The organism is Actinoplanes subglobosus, assembly GCF_042650585.1.
Lineage (GTDB): Bacteria > Actinomycetota > Actinomycetes > Mycobacteriales > Micromonosporaceae > Actinoplanes > Actinoplanes subglobosus.
Map to the genome: position 1 here is coordinate 402638 of NZ_JBHSBL010000017.1, position 12610 is coordinate 415247.

Genomic DNA, 12610 nt, shown 5'->3' on the forward strand with positions numbered 1-12610 from the left:
GCGGACGCCGGGACGATCGCGTCGGCCGGGTCGTCCGTGTCGATCACGGCTTCCGGGTCGACAGGGGTGTCCGGGTCGAGGACCGCATCGGGGTCGACGGCGAGGTCGGGATCGTCGGTGTCGGCCGGGTCGATCACGGCATCGGGGTCGACCAGCGTGTTGGGGCCGACCAGGACGCTCGGGTCCGGTGTGGAGCCGGGCGGGAAGTCCGGGGCGGTGACCGGGTCGTCACCGTCGTCGGGCATGCCGGCGCCCGGCCGGCCGGGCTGGAGGGGCGACCCGCCGAGGGGCAGCCCGGAGACGCGGCGGACCAGGACGGTCGTGCCGCCGGCCGCCCGCCCGTCGGGGCACAGGCCACTGATCCCGTCGACGGGGACGGGCGCACCCTTGACCGCGACGGGCCGGTCGGGGGCGGGCACGGTGCGCAGTACGTCGGCGGCGGGAAGGGTGTCCGTGTCCTTGCCGGTGGGAGCGTCACCGGCCCACGCGGGTGCCGCTCCGAGGAGAAGTACTCCGCCGGCGATCGCTCCGGTGCACCACAACTTGCGCACTGATCTTTCTCCCGTCACCTGAGGATGGGTTCGGGTGATACCCACCAAGTCGGACATTAGGTGTCGGATGGGGCAACGAGCGGGCCCACAGCGGGGTTCCGGCTGACTACGATTCGTGAACGTGAGTGCCGTACCGACTGAAAAGATCCACAACCGTCCCGAGTCCGACGAGGACACCCGGCCTCACCTGGTGCTCTGCGGTGCCGACGCGCTGGTGTACACACTTGCCGAGGAGCTGGCCAACTCGCGCCACCGGATCCGCATCACGGTGATCACTCCGCACCGGATCCGTCCGGACGTGCCCGACCTGGCCCAGCTCGCCGACCGCGACGTCGTGTGGATCAAATCGGACCGGCTGGACGAGCGCACCTTCCGCGATGCCGGCCTCACCGGGTCCTCGGCGCTCGCCCTCGTCATGCCCGACGACATGGTCAACCTGCACGCCGCGCTCTGCGCCCGCGAGGTCGAGGAGGATCTGCGGGTCGTGGTGCGGATGTTCAACACCGGGCTCGGGCAGAGCGTGGTCCGGCTCTTCCCGGACTGCGCGGTGCTGTCCGACGCCGAGATGGCCGCACCGGCGTTCGTCGCGGCGTCACTGGGCGAGGTCGCACCGACCCATTTCCGGCGCGCCGGCCGCACTCTCTATGTCGCGCACCGGGGAGACGTACCGGAACGATCGATTGTCCTGACCCTGACCTCCGCGAACGGTGAGGGCGAGGTGAGCGTCCTGCCCGCTGAACCGGAGCGCGCGGCGGCGAAGCCGGCCGATCTGGTGCTGGCCGAGGCGGTCGGGCGCCCGGCCGGTGAGGACGTCACCCGCAGGCTGCTGAGCCGGGCCGGGCGCCGCCGGAGGCCGGGACGCTCGATCCGCAACGCGGTGCGCGCCGCCCTCAGCCGCAAGCTCGGCATCGCCGTGCTGATCACCCTGGCCACCACGCTCGTCGCCGGCCTGGTGCTGGCGGAGTACGACGGTGCCGGCCACGGGCTGTGGGAGTCGATCTACATGACCCTGCTGACCGCCGTCGGGTCGTCCGATGTGGAGATCGGCCGCAACCCGGTGGCCCAGGCCGCGCAACTGGTGCTGACGATCGCCGGGCTCGCGCTGCTGCCGCTGATCACCGCCGCCGTGGTCGACGGGATGGTGAACGCGCGCCTCGCCCTCAGCCAGGGCCGGATCGTCGGCGAGATGAGCGACCACATCGTGCTCGTCGGTCTCGGCAATGTCGGCACGCAGGTGTTGCGGCAGCTCACCGACCTGGGCGTGCGCGTGGTGGCGATCGACCGGGTCGCCGACGCCCGCGGTGTGAAATCCGCCCAGCGCCGCGGTGTGCCGGTGATCGTCGGTGACGCCTCGGCCGAGGCCACCCTGCGGGCCGCGTCGATCGACACCTGCCGGGCGCTGGTCGTGCTCTCCACCGACGACACGGTCAACCTGCAGGCGGCGCTGCAGTCCCGGCTGGCCCGCCCCGACCTGCGGGTGGTGCTGCGGCTCTTCGACGACGACTTCGCCCAGCGTGTCGAGTCGGCCTTCCAGATCAACACCTCGCGCAGCGTCTCCCGGATCTGCGCCCCGGTCTTCGCCGCCGCCCTCCTGGAACGTGACGTGCACGCCACCATCCCGGTCGACCGCCACTCGGTGCTGGTCGCCACGGTCACCGTGTCGGCACTGTCCCCTCTGGACGGGGCGCCCCTCGATCACGCCGACCACCCGGGTGAGGCCCGGGTGCTCGGCATGTCGTCGGCCGGTCAGCAGTGGGTCGACTGGGTGCCGGACCGGCGGCGGGTGCTGGCCGAGGGCGACCGGATCCTGGTGGTGGCCCGTCGCGGCGGGCTGCGTGTCCTCGTCGAGCTGGCCAGCCCGCCGTTACAGCGTCCCGCTTAGCTCCTCGGCGTCGACGCCCAGCACCGCCTGCTCGTCCGGCTTGTTGGCCAGCACGTCGGTCAGATAGCCCTGGACCGCCGGGCCCATCCCGACGTCGCGCCCGGCCTTCTCGGAGAGTAGCCACTTGTGCTGGATGATCTGCGAGAAGACCTCCTGCGGCTCCAGCTTGCGGCGCAGATGGGCCGGGACGGCCCGGACCACCGGCTCGAACACCTCGGTCAGCCAGCGGTGCGCGGCCTGCTGCTCGTCCTTGAGGTGGCTCTCCGCGCGGTAGGCGTCGAGGTCGTTGAGCAGCTGCCGGGCCTGGTTCTCCTCGGCGTCCAGGCCGGTCAGCCGCATCAGCCGCCGGGTGTGATAGCCGGCGTCGACGACCTTGGGGCGCACCAGATAGCCGCCGTCCACCGTGGACATGGACACCTCGGCGATGTCGAAGCCCATCTCGTTGAGCCGCCGGATGCGCCGCTCGATGTGGTGCCGGGCGTCCTTGGCCACCTCCTGCTCGTAGGTGACCTCGTGCCACAGCCGCTCGTAGCGCGCCACGATGTCGTCGACCACCGTCTCCGGGTCGATCGACTCGTGCAGCAGCTCGGCGGCCTGCAGGTCCAGGCACTCACCGAAGATGTTGAGCCGCAGGATCTCGATGTCCTCGCTGCGCTGGCCCTCGGACAGTTTCGGGTACAGATTGCCGGTCTCGGCGTCGACCAGGTATGCCGCGAACGCACCGGCGTCCCGGCGGAACAGCGTGTTCGACAGGGAGCAGTCGCCCCACGAGAACCCGGTCAGGTGCATCCGCACGATCAGCGCGGCGAGGGCGTCCAGGAGGCGGCTCATGGTCTCCGGGCGGAGCACCCGGGAGAACAGCGCACGGTACGGCAGCGAGAACTGCAGATGCCGGGTGACCAGCACGGTCTCCAGCGGCTCACCCTCGGGCGTCTGCCGGTCGGTGGCGATCGCGACCGCCTCGACCGCCGGGAAGTCGATCTTCTCCAGGGCTCGGAGCAGGTCGTACTCCTTCTCCGCGATCCGTTCCCGGGTCTCCTTCATGGCGTAGACCACGCCGTTCAGCTTCACGAACCGGACGATGTGCCGCGAAATGCCCTGTGGCAGTGCGACCAGGTGGTCAGCGGGCCACTCCTCCAGCGGGATGTGCCACGGCAGATCCAGGAGCGCGGGGTCGACGACGGCAGAGGTGATGCGCACGGACCAAGTGTGCCGGTTCCTCCGGCGCGTCGTGCCCGCACGTGGCTCGTTACACAGGTGCGAAACGGCCCACGACGTAACGGGAGTGGCATGCGACGCAAGACAGGCATGGTCATCGGAACGTGCGCCGCCCTGACGCTGGCCGGAGTGGCCGGCGCGGTGGCCTCGGCGCGGGACGGCGCGGACCCGGCCGGATGGCACCAGGCGCCGGCGGTGGCACCGGCCCCGGTGGCGGAGCAGGGTCGCGTCCCAGCTGCCGCGGCCCCACGAGTCCCGCGGACCACGCCGGCCTCACCGTCCCCGTCGGTCACATCGGACACTCCCGGCCGGCCCGCCGCGCCGTCCGCCATACCGTCCTCCGTGCCGCCGATCCCGGAGCACGTGCAGGACCGGCGGCTCGAGTCGACCGACGTGCCCGCCTCCGGCCGTCAGCGGATCGGCACCCTCCACCGCGTCGACGAGCTGCTCGGCTACCAGGCGGGACCGGCCCGGCAGGAACTGTCCTACCCCGGCGCCTCCTACGTGAAGGTGCACTTCGAGCGGATCGCCGTGCCCGCCGGTGACTATGTGACCGTGTCCAACCCGTCCGGCACCGAGTCGTACCGCTACGAGGCCGACGCCGACGGCCGCTGGGCCATGTCGATCACCGGTGACACGGCCGTCGTCGAGGTGCACCGGCGGGCCGAGTCGCTCAGCAGCGCCGCCCTCAGCGACCTGGGCGTCGACATCGACCGGGTGGCCCGCGGGGACGCGCGTGAGTCCGGCGGCTCCGGGGCGGGCGGGCGTGTTCCCGGCCCGGCCGGTCCCGGGCGGGAGGAGTCGGTGTGCGGCACCGACACCTCCACGGACGCGGTCTGCTACCAGTCGAACGATCCGGTCGCCTACACCAAGTCGAAGGCGATCGCCCGGCTCCTGATCAACGGAACCGAGCTGTGCACCGGCTGGCGGGTCGGCGCCAAGAACCGCATGATCACCAACAACCACTGCCTGACCAGCTCGGACGAGGCGTACGACACCGAGGTGTGGTTCAACTACCAGTGCGCCCGGTGTGGCGGCTTCGACGTGTTCAAGCCCACCAAGGTCTGGGGTGACAAGGTGCTGGCCACCGACAAGACCTACGACTACACGCTGTTCACGGTGGACGGTTTCGCGTCGATCGAGAAGTTCGGCTTCCTCGTGCTGGACAACGCCCGGCCGAAGAAGGGCCAGGAGCTCTACGTGCCGCAGCATCCGGCCGGTGAGCCCGCCCGGATCGCCGGCAGCAAGGGTGAGGCGGCCGGCAACTGTGCCGTCGACAACCCCGACTACACCGGGTACGCCGCACACTCCGACGTCTCCTACTTCTGCGACACCGCGGGCGGCTCCTCCGGATCACCGGTGATCTCCCGGGCCACCGACAAGGTGGTCGCCCTGCACCACTTCGGCGGATGCCCCAACTCGGGGGTCCGCGGTGATCTGCTGGCCGGGAGGTTGCGCGCGTACCTCTAGGTTGGAGGGGTGCCCGAGAAGATCAACCGCAGCTGGTGGCCCGACCTGCTGGCCGTCGCCGCCTTCGTGGCGCTGACCGTCGCCCTGGCCCGGGGTCACCTGCTGACCCTCGACCAGCAGGTGGCCGACTGGTCCTTCGCCCAGCATGACCAGCGGCAGGTCTACTGGACCGCCCGGGTGTTCAACTACCTCGGTCAGGGCGCTCAGGTGCTGATGCCGGTGGCGGCGATCCTGACCTTCGTCTGGTGGCGCCGGACCCGGTCGATCCGGGTCGCGCTGCCGTTCGTCGCGGCGTTCGTTCTGACCTACTTCACGATCGGTCCGGCGAAGGTCTTCTTCGACCGGGCGGCGCCGCGGTTCCCCTTGGAGAACCGGGCGATGCTCTTCAATCCGGATGCGTCCGGCACTCTGTCGGTGAGCTACCCGTCCGGGCATGTGGCGAACTCGCTGGTCTGGTACGCGGTGATCGCCATCCTGCTGGTCGGCGTCCTGGGGCGCGCCCTGACCGGGCGCGAGAACTTCCTGGTCCGGGTGCTGCCGGTGGCGATCGTCTTCGTCACCACGGTCTACACCGGGTTCCACTGGATCACCGACTCGATCGCCGGGCTCCTCCTGGGAGTGGTCCTGGCCAGGTTGATCGAGCGGACCCCGTGGGACCGGATCCCGCTCGGCCCGCTGGAGAAGCGCGAGCCGTAGCCGGGACACCCGGCGACGGCTCGCGATCTAACCTTTGCCGGACCGCAGGACCGTACGCAGCGTCAGGTCGGCCGAGAGCACGACGACGTCGGCACGCAGCCCGGGCCGCAGAGCACCCACCCGGTCAGCGAGGCCGAGAAGCCGGGCCGGCGTGGTCGAGGCCATGTGCACCGCGTCGACCAGGGAGACGCCGGCGGCGACCGCGTTGCGCAACGCCACGTCCATGGTGAGGGTGCTCCCGGCGATCGCGCCGTTGTGGGCGAGCCGGGCCACCCGGTCGGCGACGACGACGTCCTGGCCGCCGAGCTCGTACTGTCCGTCGGGCATGCCGGTGGCGTCCATCGCGTCGGTGATCAGGACCGACCGGCCGGGCCCGGCGCTGCCGGCGGCGAACGCCAGCATCCCCGGGTGCAGGTGGATGCCGTCGGCGATCAGCTCGCACACGATGGTCGAGGAGAGCAGGCCGACGACCGGGCCCGGTTCGCGGTGGTGGGGCGGGCGCATGCCGTTGAACAGGTGGGTGGCCACGGTTGCGCCGGCCGCCACCCCGGCGTGGGTCTGGTCGTAGGTGGCGTCGGTGTGCCCGATCGCGGCGAGGACACCGTGCTCGGCCAGGTACGTGATGGCGTCGAGGGCTCCCGGCAGTTCCGGGGCGACGGTCATCATCCGTACCGCGCCCTCGCCGGTCTTGATCAGATCCTGGATCTCCGTCATCGACGGGTCACGCAGGTGGGCCGGGTTCTGTGCGCCGCACCGCACCTCGGAGAGGTAGGGGCCCTCGAAGTGGATCCCGGCCAGCGTGCCGTCGGCGACCAGCGGCTGGAAGGCCGCCACCGCCGACCGCATCAGGTCGAACGGCGAGCTGACCAGGCTGGCCAGCATGGTCGTCGTCCCGTGCGCCAGGTGGAAGGCGGCGGCCGCTCGCGCGGCCTCGGACGACCCGGTGGTGAAGGTGTGCCCGCCACCGCCATGGCAGTGCAGGTCGACGAAACCGGGCACGATCATGTCGTCACCGGCGCTCTCGTCCGGCACGATCGCCGTGATCAGATCGCCGTCCAGGTCGAGGTGGCCTCGGACGACCGCGTCGGGGGTGACGATCCGGCCGGAGATGCGGGTCACGGCGAGCCTTTCAGCCTGTCCAGGGCGAGCAGGGCGGAGCCGAGGCAGCCGGCGGTGTCGCCGAGTCCGGCCCGGACGATCTCGGGGGACCGGTGGAAGGTGACCCGCGCGGCGACCGCGGCGCGGACCGGGAGCAGCAGGTCGTCGCCGGCCTCGGCCAGTCCGCCGCCGAGCACGACGACACCGACGTCGTAGAGGGCCTGTGCGGTCAGCAGCCCGTCGGCGAGCGCCTCGACGGCGTCCTGCCAGACCCGGCGGGCCAGTTCCTCGCCGGCGGCCGCACGGGTGGCCACGTCGAAGGCGGTCGCGCCGGGCTCACCGGACAGTTCGGCGTATTTGCGGCCGACCGACTTGGCCGAGGCCTCCGCCTCCAGGCAGCCGCGCAGCCCGCAGCCGCAGGGCGAGCCGCCCGGCCGGACCACGACATGTCCCAGCTCACCGGCCGCTCCGTGCGCTCCCGGGTAGCCGCGGCCGTCGATCACCAGGCCACCGGCGATGCCGGTGCCGATCGCGACGAACAGCACATGCCGGCGTCCGCGTCCGGCGCCGAGGCGGGCCTCGGCGAGGGCGCCGGCACGCACGTCGTGGCCCAGGGCGGCGGGCAGGTCCAGGCGCTGCTCGGCGAGTTCCTTCAGCGGTACGTCACGGAAGCCCACATTCGCCGACCACACCGCGACGCCGCTCAGCTCGTCGACGACACCCGGCACCGCGATACCGGTCGCGACCGGCGTGAACCCGTCGGCGCGTGCCCGGCCGGCCAGTCCCTCGGCGACGCTCAGGATCGTCTCGGTGACCGCTTCCGGGCCGCGCTCGGCCCGGGTCGGGTGCCGTTCCTCGTGGTGCACGGTGCCGTCCGGGCGGACCAGCGCACACTTCATCCCCGTGCCGCCCACGTCGAGGGCGACGACTATCGGATCTTTCACGTGAGGACGACGGAACGGCTGAGGTTGCGTGGGTGGTCCGGGTCGAGGCCCTGGGTGGTGGCCAGCGACAGGGCGACGCGCTGGGCGAGGATCAGGTCGGCCATCGGGTCGAGGGGGGCACGTTTGCCCGCCCACTGGCCGATCGCGCCGTACCCACCGTGGTGCCGGCTGTGCACGAAGACGGCACCGGTCGCCTCGACCTCCTCGGCCAGCCCGGCCGGGACGTCACCGAAGGCCCACACGACACGGCGCGGGCCGGCGATCGCGATCGGGCCGTGCCGGTAGTCCATGGCCGGGTACGACTCGGTCCAGAACCCGGCGGTCTCCCGGCACTTGAGGGCGGCCTCCTCGGCGAGCCCGACGGTCCAGCCCCGGCCGATGAAGGTGATCTGGTCGACCAGCGACGGGTGCACCGGGAGCGGCAGGCGGATGGCGACCTCGGCGTCGGCCGCGGCGGCCTCGATGTCGTGACCCAGGTGGGCGCGGAGGGTGGCGAGCACGCTGGTGGCGAAGCGGGTCTGCACGACCGACTTCTCGTCGGCGAAGTCGAGCACGACGGCGTTCGTCGCGATCTCGGCGGCCGTCTGGGCGGCGTCGGCGGTGAAGACGGTGACCGGGGTGTGCTCACCGACGGCGCGCATCACGTCGAGCGTCTCGGTGGTGGTGCCGGAACGGGTGATCGCGACGAGCCGGTCGTAGCGCCGTGCATACGGGAAGTCGGAGGCCTGGAAGGCGTCGGTCTCGCCGTGTTCGAGCTGTTCGCGCAGCACCGCGTAGGACTTGGCCATGAACCACGAGGTGCCGCAGCCGACGACGGCGACGCGCTCCCCACGGGCCGGAAGCCCGGGTGACTCGGCTAGTTTCGCCGCCTGCCGCCAACATTCGGCTTGTGTGGCGATCTCCGCTTTGACATGGCTCATGTCGGTTCCTCACCGGTAGGTGCTGCGCATTCGCGCTCGGTTCCCGGGTCTTTCGCGCGTTATTGTGCTCAGAGTGTCGCCGCGGGGGCAAGCTCCAATGGTCCTTCGCGCATCAGATGGCTTTGCTTCCGGGCCTTTCGCGCACTAATGTGCACACACTTATCATGGAACGTGCATCGGAGAGTGGTGGGTGGACCGGTACGCGCGGTGGAATGCCCTGCTTGAGCTACTGACGGAGAGCGGCCGGGTGACGGTTGAGGAGGCCTCCGAGCGTCTCGACGTGTCCCAGGCCACCATCCGCCGCGACTTCGACCAGCTCGCCCAGCAGCAGATGATCACCCGCACCCGGGGTGGCGCGGTCGCCAACGGGGTGTCCTACGACCTGCCGCTGCGCTACAAGAGCGCCAAGCACTCGGCCGAGAAGCAGCGCATCGGCGAGGCCGCCGCCCGCCTGGTCTCGCCGGGCACGGTGGTCGGCCTCAACGGCGGCACCACGATCACCGAGGTGGCCCGGGCGCTGGCCGTCCGCCCCGACCTCAACGCCGGTGGTGAGGGCTCCCAGCTCACCGTCGTCACCAACGCCCTCAACATCGCCAACGAGCTGCTGCTGCGCTCACGGATGAAGATCGTGGTGGCCGGCGGAGTGGTCCGCCCGCAGTCCTTCGAGGTGGTCGGCCCGCTCGGCGGGGCGCTGCTCAAGGAGGTCACCCTCGACATCGTGCTGCTCGGTGTCGACGCCCTCGACGTCGAGCTCGGCGCGGCCTCCCACCACGAGGGCGAGGCGTCGATGAACAGCCTGATGGTCGCCCGGGCCAAGCGGGTCGTGGTGATCGCCGACTCGTCCAAGCTCGGTGGCCACGCGTTCGCCCGGATCTGCCCGATCAGCAAGATCGAGACGCTGGTCACCGACTCGGGGGCGCCCGCCTCGACGATCGCCGCGTTCCGGGACGCCGGAGTGGACGTCATCACCGCCTGATTTCCTCAGATCGGTGGTGATTTAGCCGATCGGGTGGCAGCTATGTGGACGGACCGTAGTCGATGGGTCGCGTCAGGTAGCGTCTGCGGGGATCTCCGGTGCGTCCTATGCTGAGGATCCCTCGTGAAATCCGTGGTCACCGATGCCGTCTGGGAGCGCCATGCAGCCCGCCGCCGACCCGACCGGTGACCAGCCGGTCGAGGAGCAGCAGCACATCCCCGCACCCCGCGTGGCGGAGCCGGTCACCCCCGTTCCCGCGACGGAGTCCGCGCTCACCGAGCGGGAGGTGGAGATCCTCGCCTTCGAGAGCAAGTGGTGGAAGCACGCCGGCTCCAAGGAGCAGGCCATCCGGGACACCTTCGGTCTCTCCTCGACCCGTTATTACCAGCTGCTCAACACCCTGCTCGACAACCCGGCCGCCCTGGAGAAGGACCCGGTCCTGGTCGGGCGCCTGCGCCGGCTCCGGTCGGCACGGGCCCGCACCCGCCGTCGCTGACCCCCGCTCAGGGCTGGTGCGACTCGGCGTAAGCGGCGAGCCACGCCACCTGGTCCGGATCGAGGGATGCCCGGACCCGGGAGCGGGCGGTCGCCACGTTCGCCGCGGTCACCGTCGTCGCCTCCAGTGAGTCGCGCATCGCGGCCAGCGCGGCCTCGCGGATCAGCGCCGAGCAGTCGGCCGCCGAGAAGCCGTCCAGTGCGGCGCCGAGCTCGGCCAGGTCGACCGAGTCGTCCAGCGGCACCGCCTTCGACGACGCGCGCAGGATCGCCGTACGGGCGTCGGCGTCCGGCGGCGGCACGAACACGAGACGCTCCAGCCGGCCGGGCCGCAGCAGCGCCGGGTCGATCAGGTCGGGCCGGTTGGTCGCCCCGATCACCACCACGTTGCGCAGGTCCTCGACACCGTCCAGCTCGGTCAGCAGGGCGGCCACCACCCGATCGGTGACGCCACCGTCGGTGCCCTGCCCGCGGGCCGGGGCCAGCGCGTCCACCTCGTCCAGGAAGACCAGCGTCGGTGCCGCCTCCCGGGCCCGGCGGAACAGCTCCCGCACCGACCGCTCACTGTCGCCGACCCACTTGCTGAGCAGCTCGGCGCCCTTGACCGAGAGGACGTTGGCTTTACCCGTACCCGCGATGGCCTTGACCAGATAGGTCTTTCCGCAGCCGGGCGGGCCGTAGAGCAGCACACCGCGCGGCGGCGACACCCCGAGCCGGGCGAACGTGTCCGGATAGGTCAGCGGCCACAGCACCGACTCGGTGAGCACCTGCTTGACCTCGGCCATGTCACCGACGTCGTCCAGGGTCACCGCCGCGACCTCCAGCGTGGACTCGACCATCGAGGTGGGCCGGACCACGTCGAGGGCCGCTTCGAAGTCGGCCATGGTGACCACCTCGGAGGACTCTCCGGCGGCTCCGACGAGTCGGAGGGCGGCCCGGACCCCGGCCTCCCGGGCCAGCGCGCCGAGATCGGCGGCGACGAATCCGGGGGTACGCCCGGCGACCTCGTCCAACCGCACGTCCTCGGCCAGAGGCATGCCGCGGGTGAGGACGCCCAGCTGCTCCCGTCGCATCGCCGCGTCCGGCAGCGGCACCGTGAGCTGGACGGACAGCAGCTCCGGAGCGCGCAGGGCCGGGTCGACCGACTCGGGTTTGCTGGTGGTGCAGACGACAGCGGTCCCGTCGGCGAGCGTGTCGGCCAGCACCTGACGGAACACCGTGGAGATCGGGCCGGGCTCCTCGCGTGGGGCCAGTGCCTCGACGTCCGAGATCAGTAGGACGGCCGGGTGCTTGGCTCGTACCTCCTGGGCGAGCTCTCGCAGCCGGGCCGCCGCCGCGTTGTTGGTGAGGGCGGCCAGTTCGGGTGCCCAGATCGTGCGCACCTCGGCGTTCACCGCCGTGCCGACCGCCCGGACCAGCGCCGATTTGCCGGACCCGGCGGGGCCGGAGATCAGCACGCCGAGTGTCACCCGGGTGCCCAGTTTGGCCAGCACCTCCCGGTGGTGGAAGCCGAGATCGAGCAGCTCCTCCAGCTCCTTGGCCTGGGCACGGAGGCCGGGCAGATCGTCGAGGCTCAGCGGCGGCACGTCCGGGTCGGTCGAGGCCGGCGCGTCCGGAGTGACCGCCGGTCGGGCCGCCGGAGTGGCCGCGGACGGGCCGTTCTGCCAGGCCACGACGGTGTCCATGGTGACCAGCGAGGCGTCTCCGCCGGCCACCTCGATCACTCTGAGCAGGGTGCTCGTCCAGGCGTAGCCGACCCGGTTGGCGAGGCTGCGCCGGGCGGCCTCGACGAGCGGCCGGTGGCCGGCCTCCGGCAGCACGTCCTGCGGCAGCAGGGAGACGTCGTCGCCGGCGCTGACCACCTTGCCGAGCAGGGCCAGCCGCAGCATCTCGGGGGAGACCACGGCCACCACCTCGGCCGGGCCGGAGAGCGTCACCCGGCTCGCCTGCGTCACCGGGACCGGGGTGACGGTTACCTGGCCGCCGTCGCGCATGCCGAGGTTGCCCAGAGTCAGGTCGTCGGCGTAGAGCAGGCCGCGCCCGGCCGTGGACTCGGCCCTGGCCACGATCCCGGCCGTGGTCCGTGTGCCGGTCAGCCGGACCGGATCACCGGGCCGCAGGGCCAGGGCGGCGATCACCTCGGGGTGCAACCGCACGATGCCGCGTCGCGCGTCCAGGGCGGCCGGTCGCAGGGTCACGGTCAGGGTGAGGTCATCGGCCACCGGGCGTGCCTTTCGAAAGGGCGGGTCTGCGGCGTCCACGCTATCCGTCCGTGGGTAGCCCCGCTTACCTCTGAAGATCAACTTTGGCAAGGTTGGAGTGCTTCTTACCTGTTCGGGCGGCTGAGAGGATTCACAGCA

Annotated in this window: 10 protein-coding genes; 5 read left to right on the top strand and 5 right to left on the bottom strand. The window is 71.5% G+C overall.

All coding sequences use genetic code 11. The features are described from left to right. Positions 1-672 precede the first annotated feature (672 nt). Entirely contained in the window at positions 673-2433 is a 1761-nt protein-coding gene (locus tag ACFO0C_RS19760; RefSeq protein ID WP_378068114.1) for an NAD-binding protein, read from the top strand. Here the strand turns inward: ACFO0C_RS19760 and ACFO0C_RS19765 are convergent. After that, a complete protein-coding gene (locus ACFO0C_RS19765) occupies positions 2416-3633 on the bottom strand; it encodes a DUF4032 domain-containing protein (protein ID WP_378068115.1) in 1218 nt (405 codons plus the stop codon). The genes ACFO0C_RS19760 and ACFO0C_RS19765 overlap by 18 nt on opposite strands. Positions 3634-3723: 90 nt before the next feature. Here ACFO0C_RS19765 and ACFO0C_RS19770 point away from each other — a divergent pair, with 90 nt between their 5' ends. Together ACFO0C_RS19770 and ACFO0C_RS19775 are read left to right on the top strand one after the other, a co-directional pair. Further along, on the top strand, positions 3724-5121 hold the full coding sequence (locus tag ACFO0C_RS19770; protein WP_378068116.1) for a trypsin-like serine peptidase: 1398 nt from the start codon (positions 3724-3726) through the stop codon (positions 5119-5121). Positions 5122-5130: 9 nt separating this feature from the next. Beyond that, positions 5131-5817, top strand: a complete 687-nt coding sequence (locus ACFO0C_RS19775; protein WP_378068117.1) for a phosphatase PAP2 family protein — start codon at positions 5131-5133, stop codon at positions 5815-5817. Between the two features lie 27 nt (positions 5818-5844). Here the strand turns inward: ACFO0C_RS19775 and nagA are convergent, their stop codons facing one another. From nagA to ACFO0C_RS19790, 3 genes are read right to left on the bottom strand one after another with little or no spacing between them, the layout of a single operon-like run. Further along, entirely contained in the window at positions 5845-6936 is a 1092-nt protein-coding gene (gene nagA, locus ACFO0C_RS19780; RefSeq protein ID WP_378068118.1) for an N-acetylglucosamine-6-phosphate deacetylase, read from the bottom strand. Further along, positions 6933-7859, bottom strand: coding sequence for an ROK family protein (locus tag ACFO0C_RS19785; protein ID WP_378068119.1), 927 nt, complete (start codon positions 7857-7859; stop codon positions 6933-6935). Before ACFO0C_RS19785 ends, nagA begins: the two co-directional genes overlap by 4 nt. Beyond that, a complete protein-coding gene (locus tag ACFO0C_RS19790; RefSeq protein ID WP_378068120.1) occupies positions 7856-8779 on the bottom strand; it encodes an SIS domain-containing protein in 924 nt (307 codons plus the stop codon). Before ACFO0C_RS19790 ends, ACFO0C_RS19785 begins: the two co-directional genes overlap by 4 nt. 190 nt (positions 8780-8969) lie before the next feature. Here ACFO0C_RS19790 and ACFO0C_RS19795 point away from each other — a divergent pair, with 190 nt between their 5' ends. Both ACFO0C_RS19795 and ACFO0C_RS19800 read left to right on the top strand, forming a co-directional pair. After that, entirely contained in the window at positions 8970-9755 is a 786-nt protein-coding gene (locus ACFO0C_RS19795; RefSeq protein WP_378068121.1) for a DeoR/GlpR family DNA-binding transcription regulator, read from the top strand. Between the two features lie 160 nt (positions 9756-9915). After that, positions 9916-10251 carry a DUF3263 domain-containing protein gene (locus ACFO0C_RS19800; RefSeq protein ID WP_378068518.1) on the top strand — a complete coding sequence of 112 codons (336 nt, stop codon included), beginning with the start codon at positions 9916-9918 and terminating at the stop codon, positions 10249-10251. Positions 10252-10258: 7 nt separating this feature from the next. Here the strand turns inward: ACFO0C_RS19800 and ACFO0C_RS19805 are convergent, their stop codons facing one another. Then, positions 10259-12472, bottom strand: coding sequence for an AAA family ATPase (locus ACFO0C_RS19805; RefSeq protein WP_378068122.1), 2214 nt, complete (start codon positions 12470-12472; stop codon positions 10259-10261). Positions 12473-12610 lie beyond the last annotated feature (138 nt).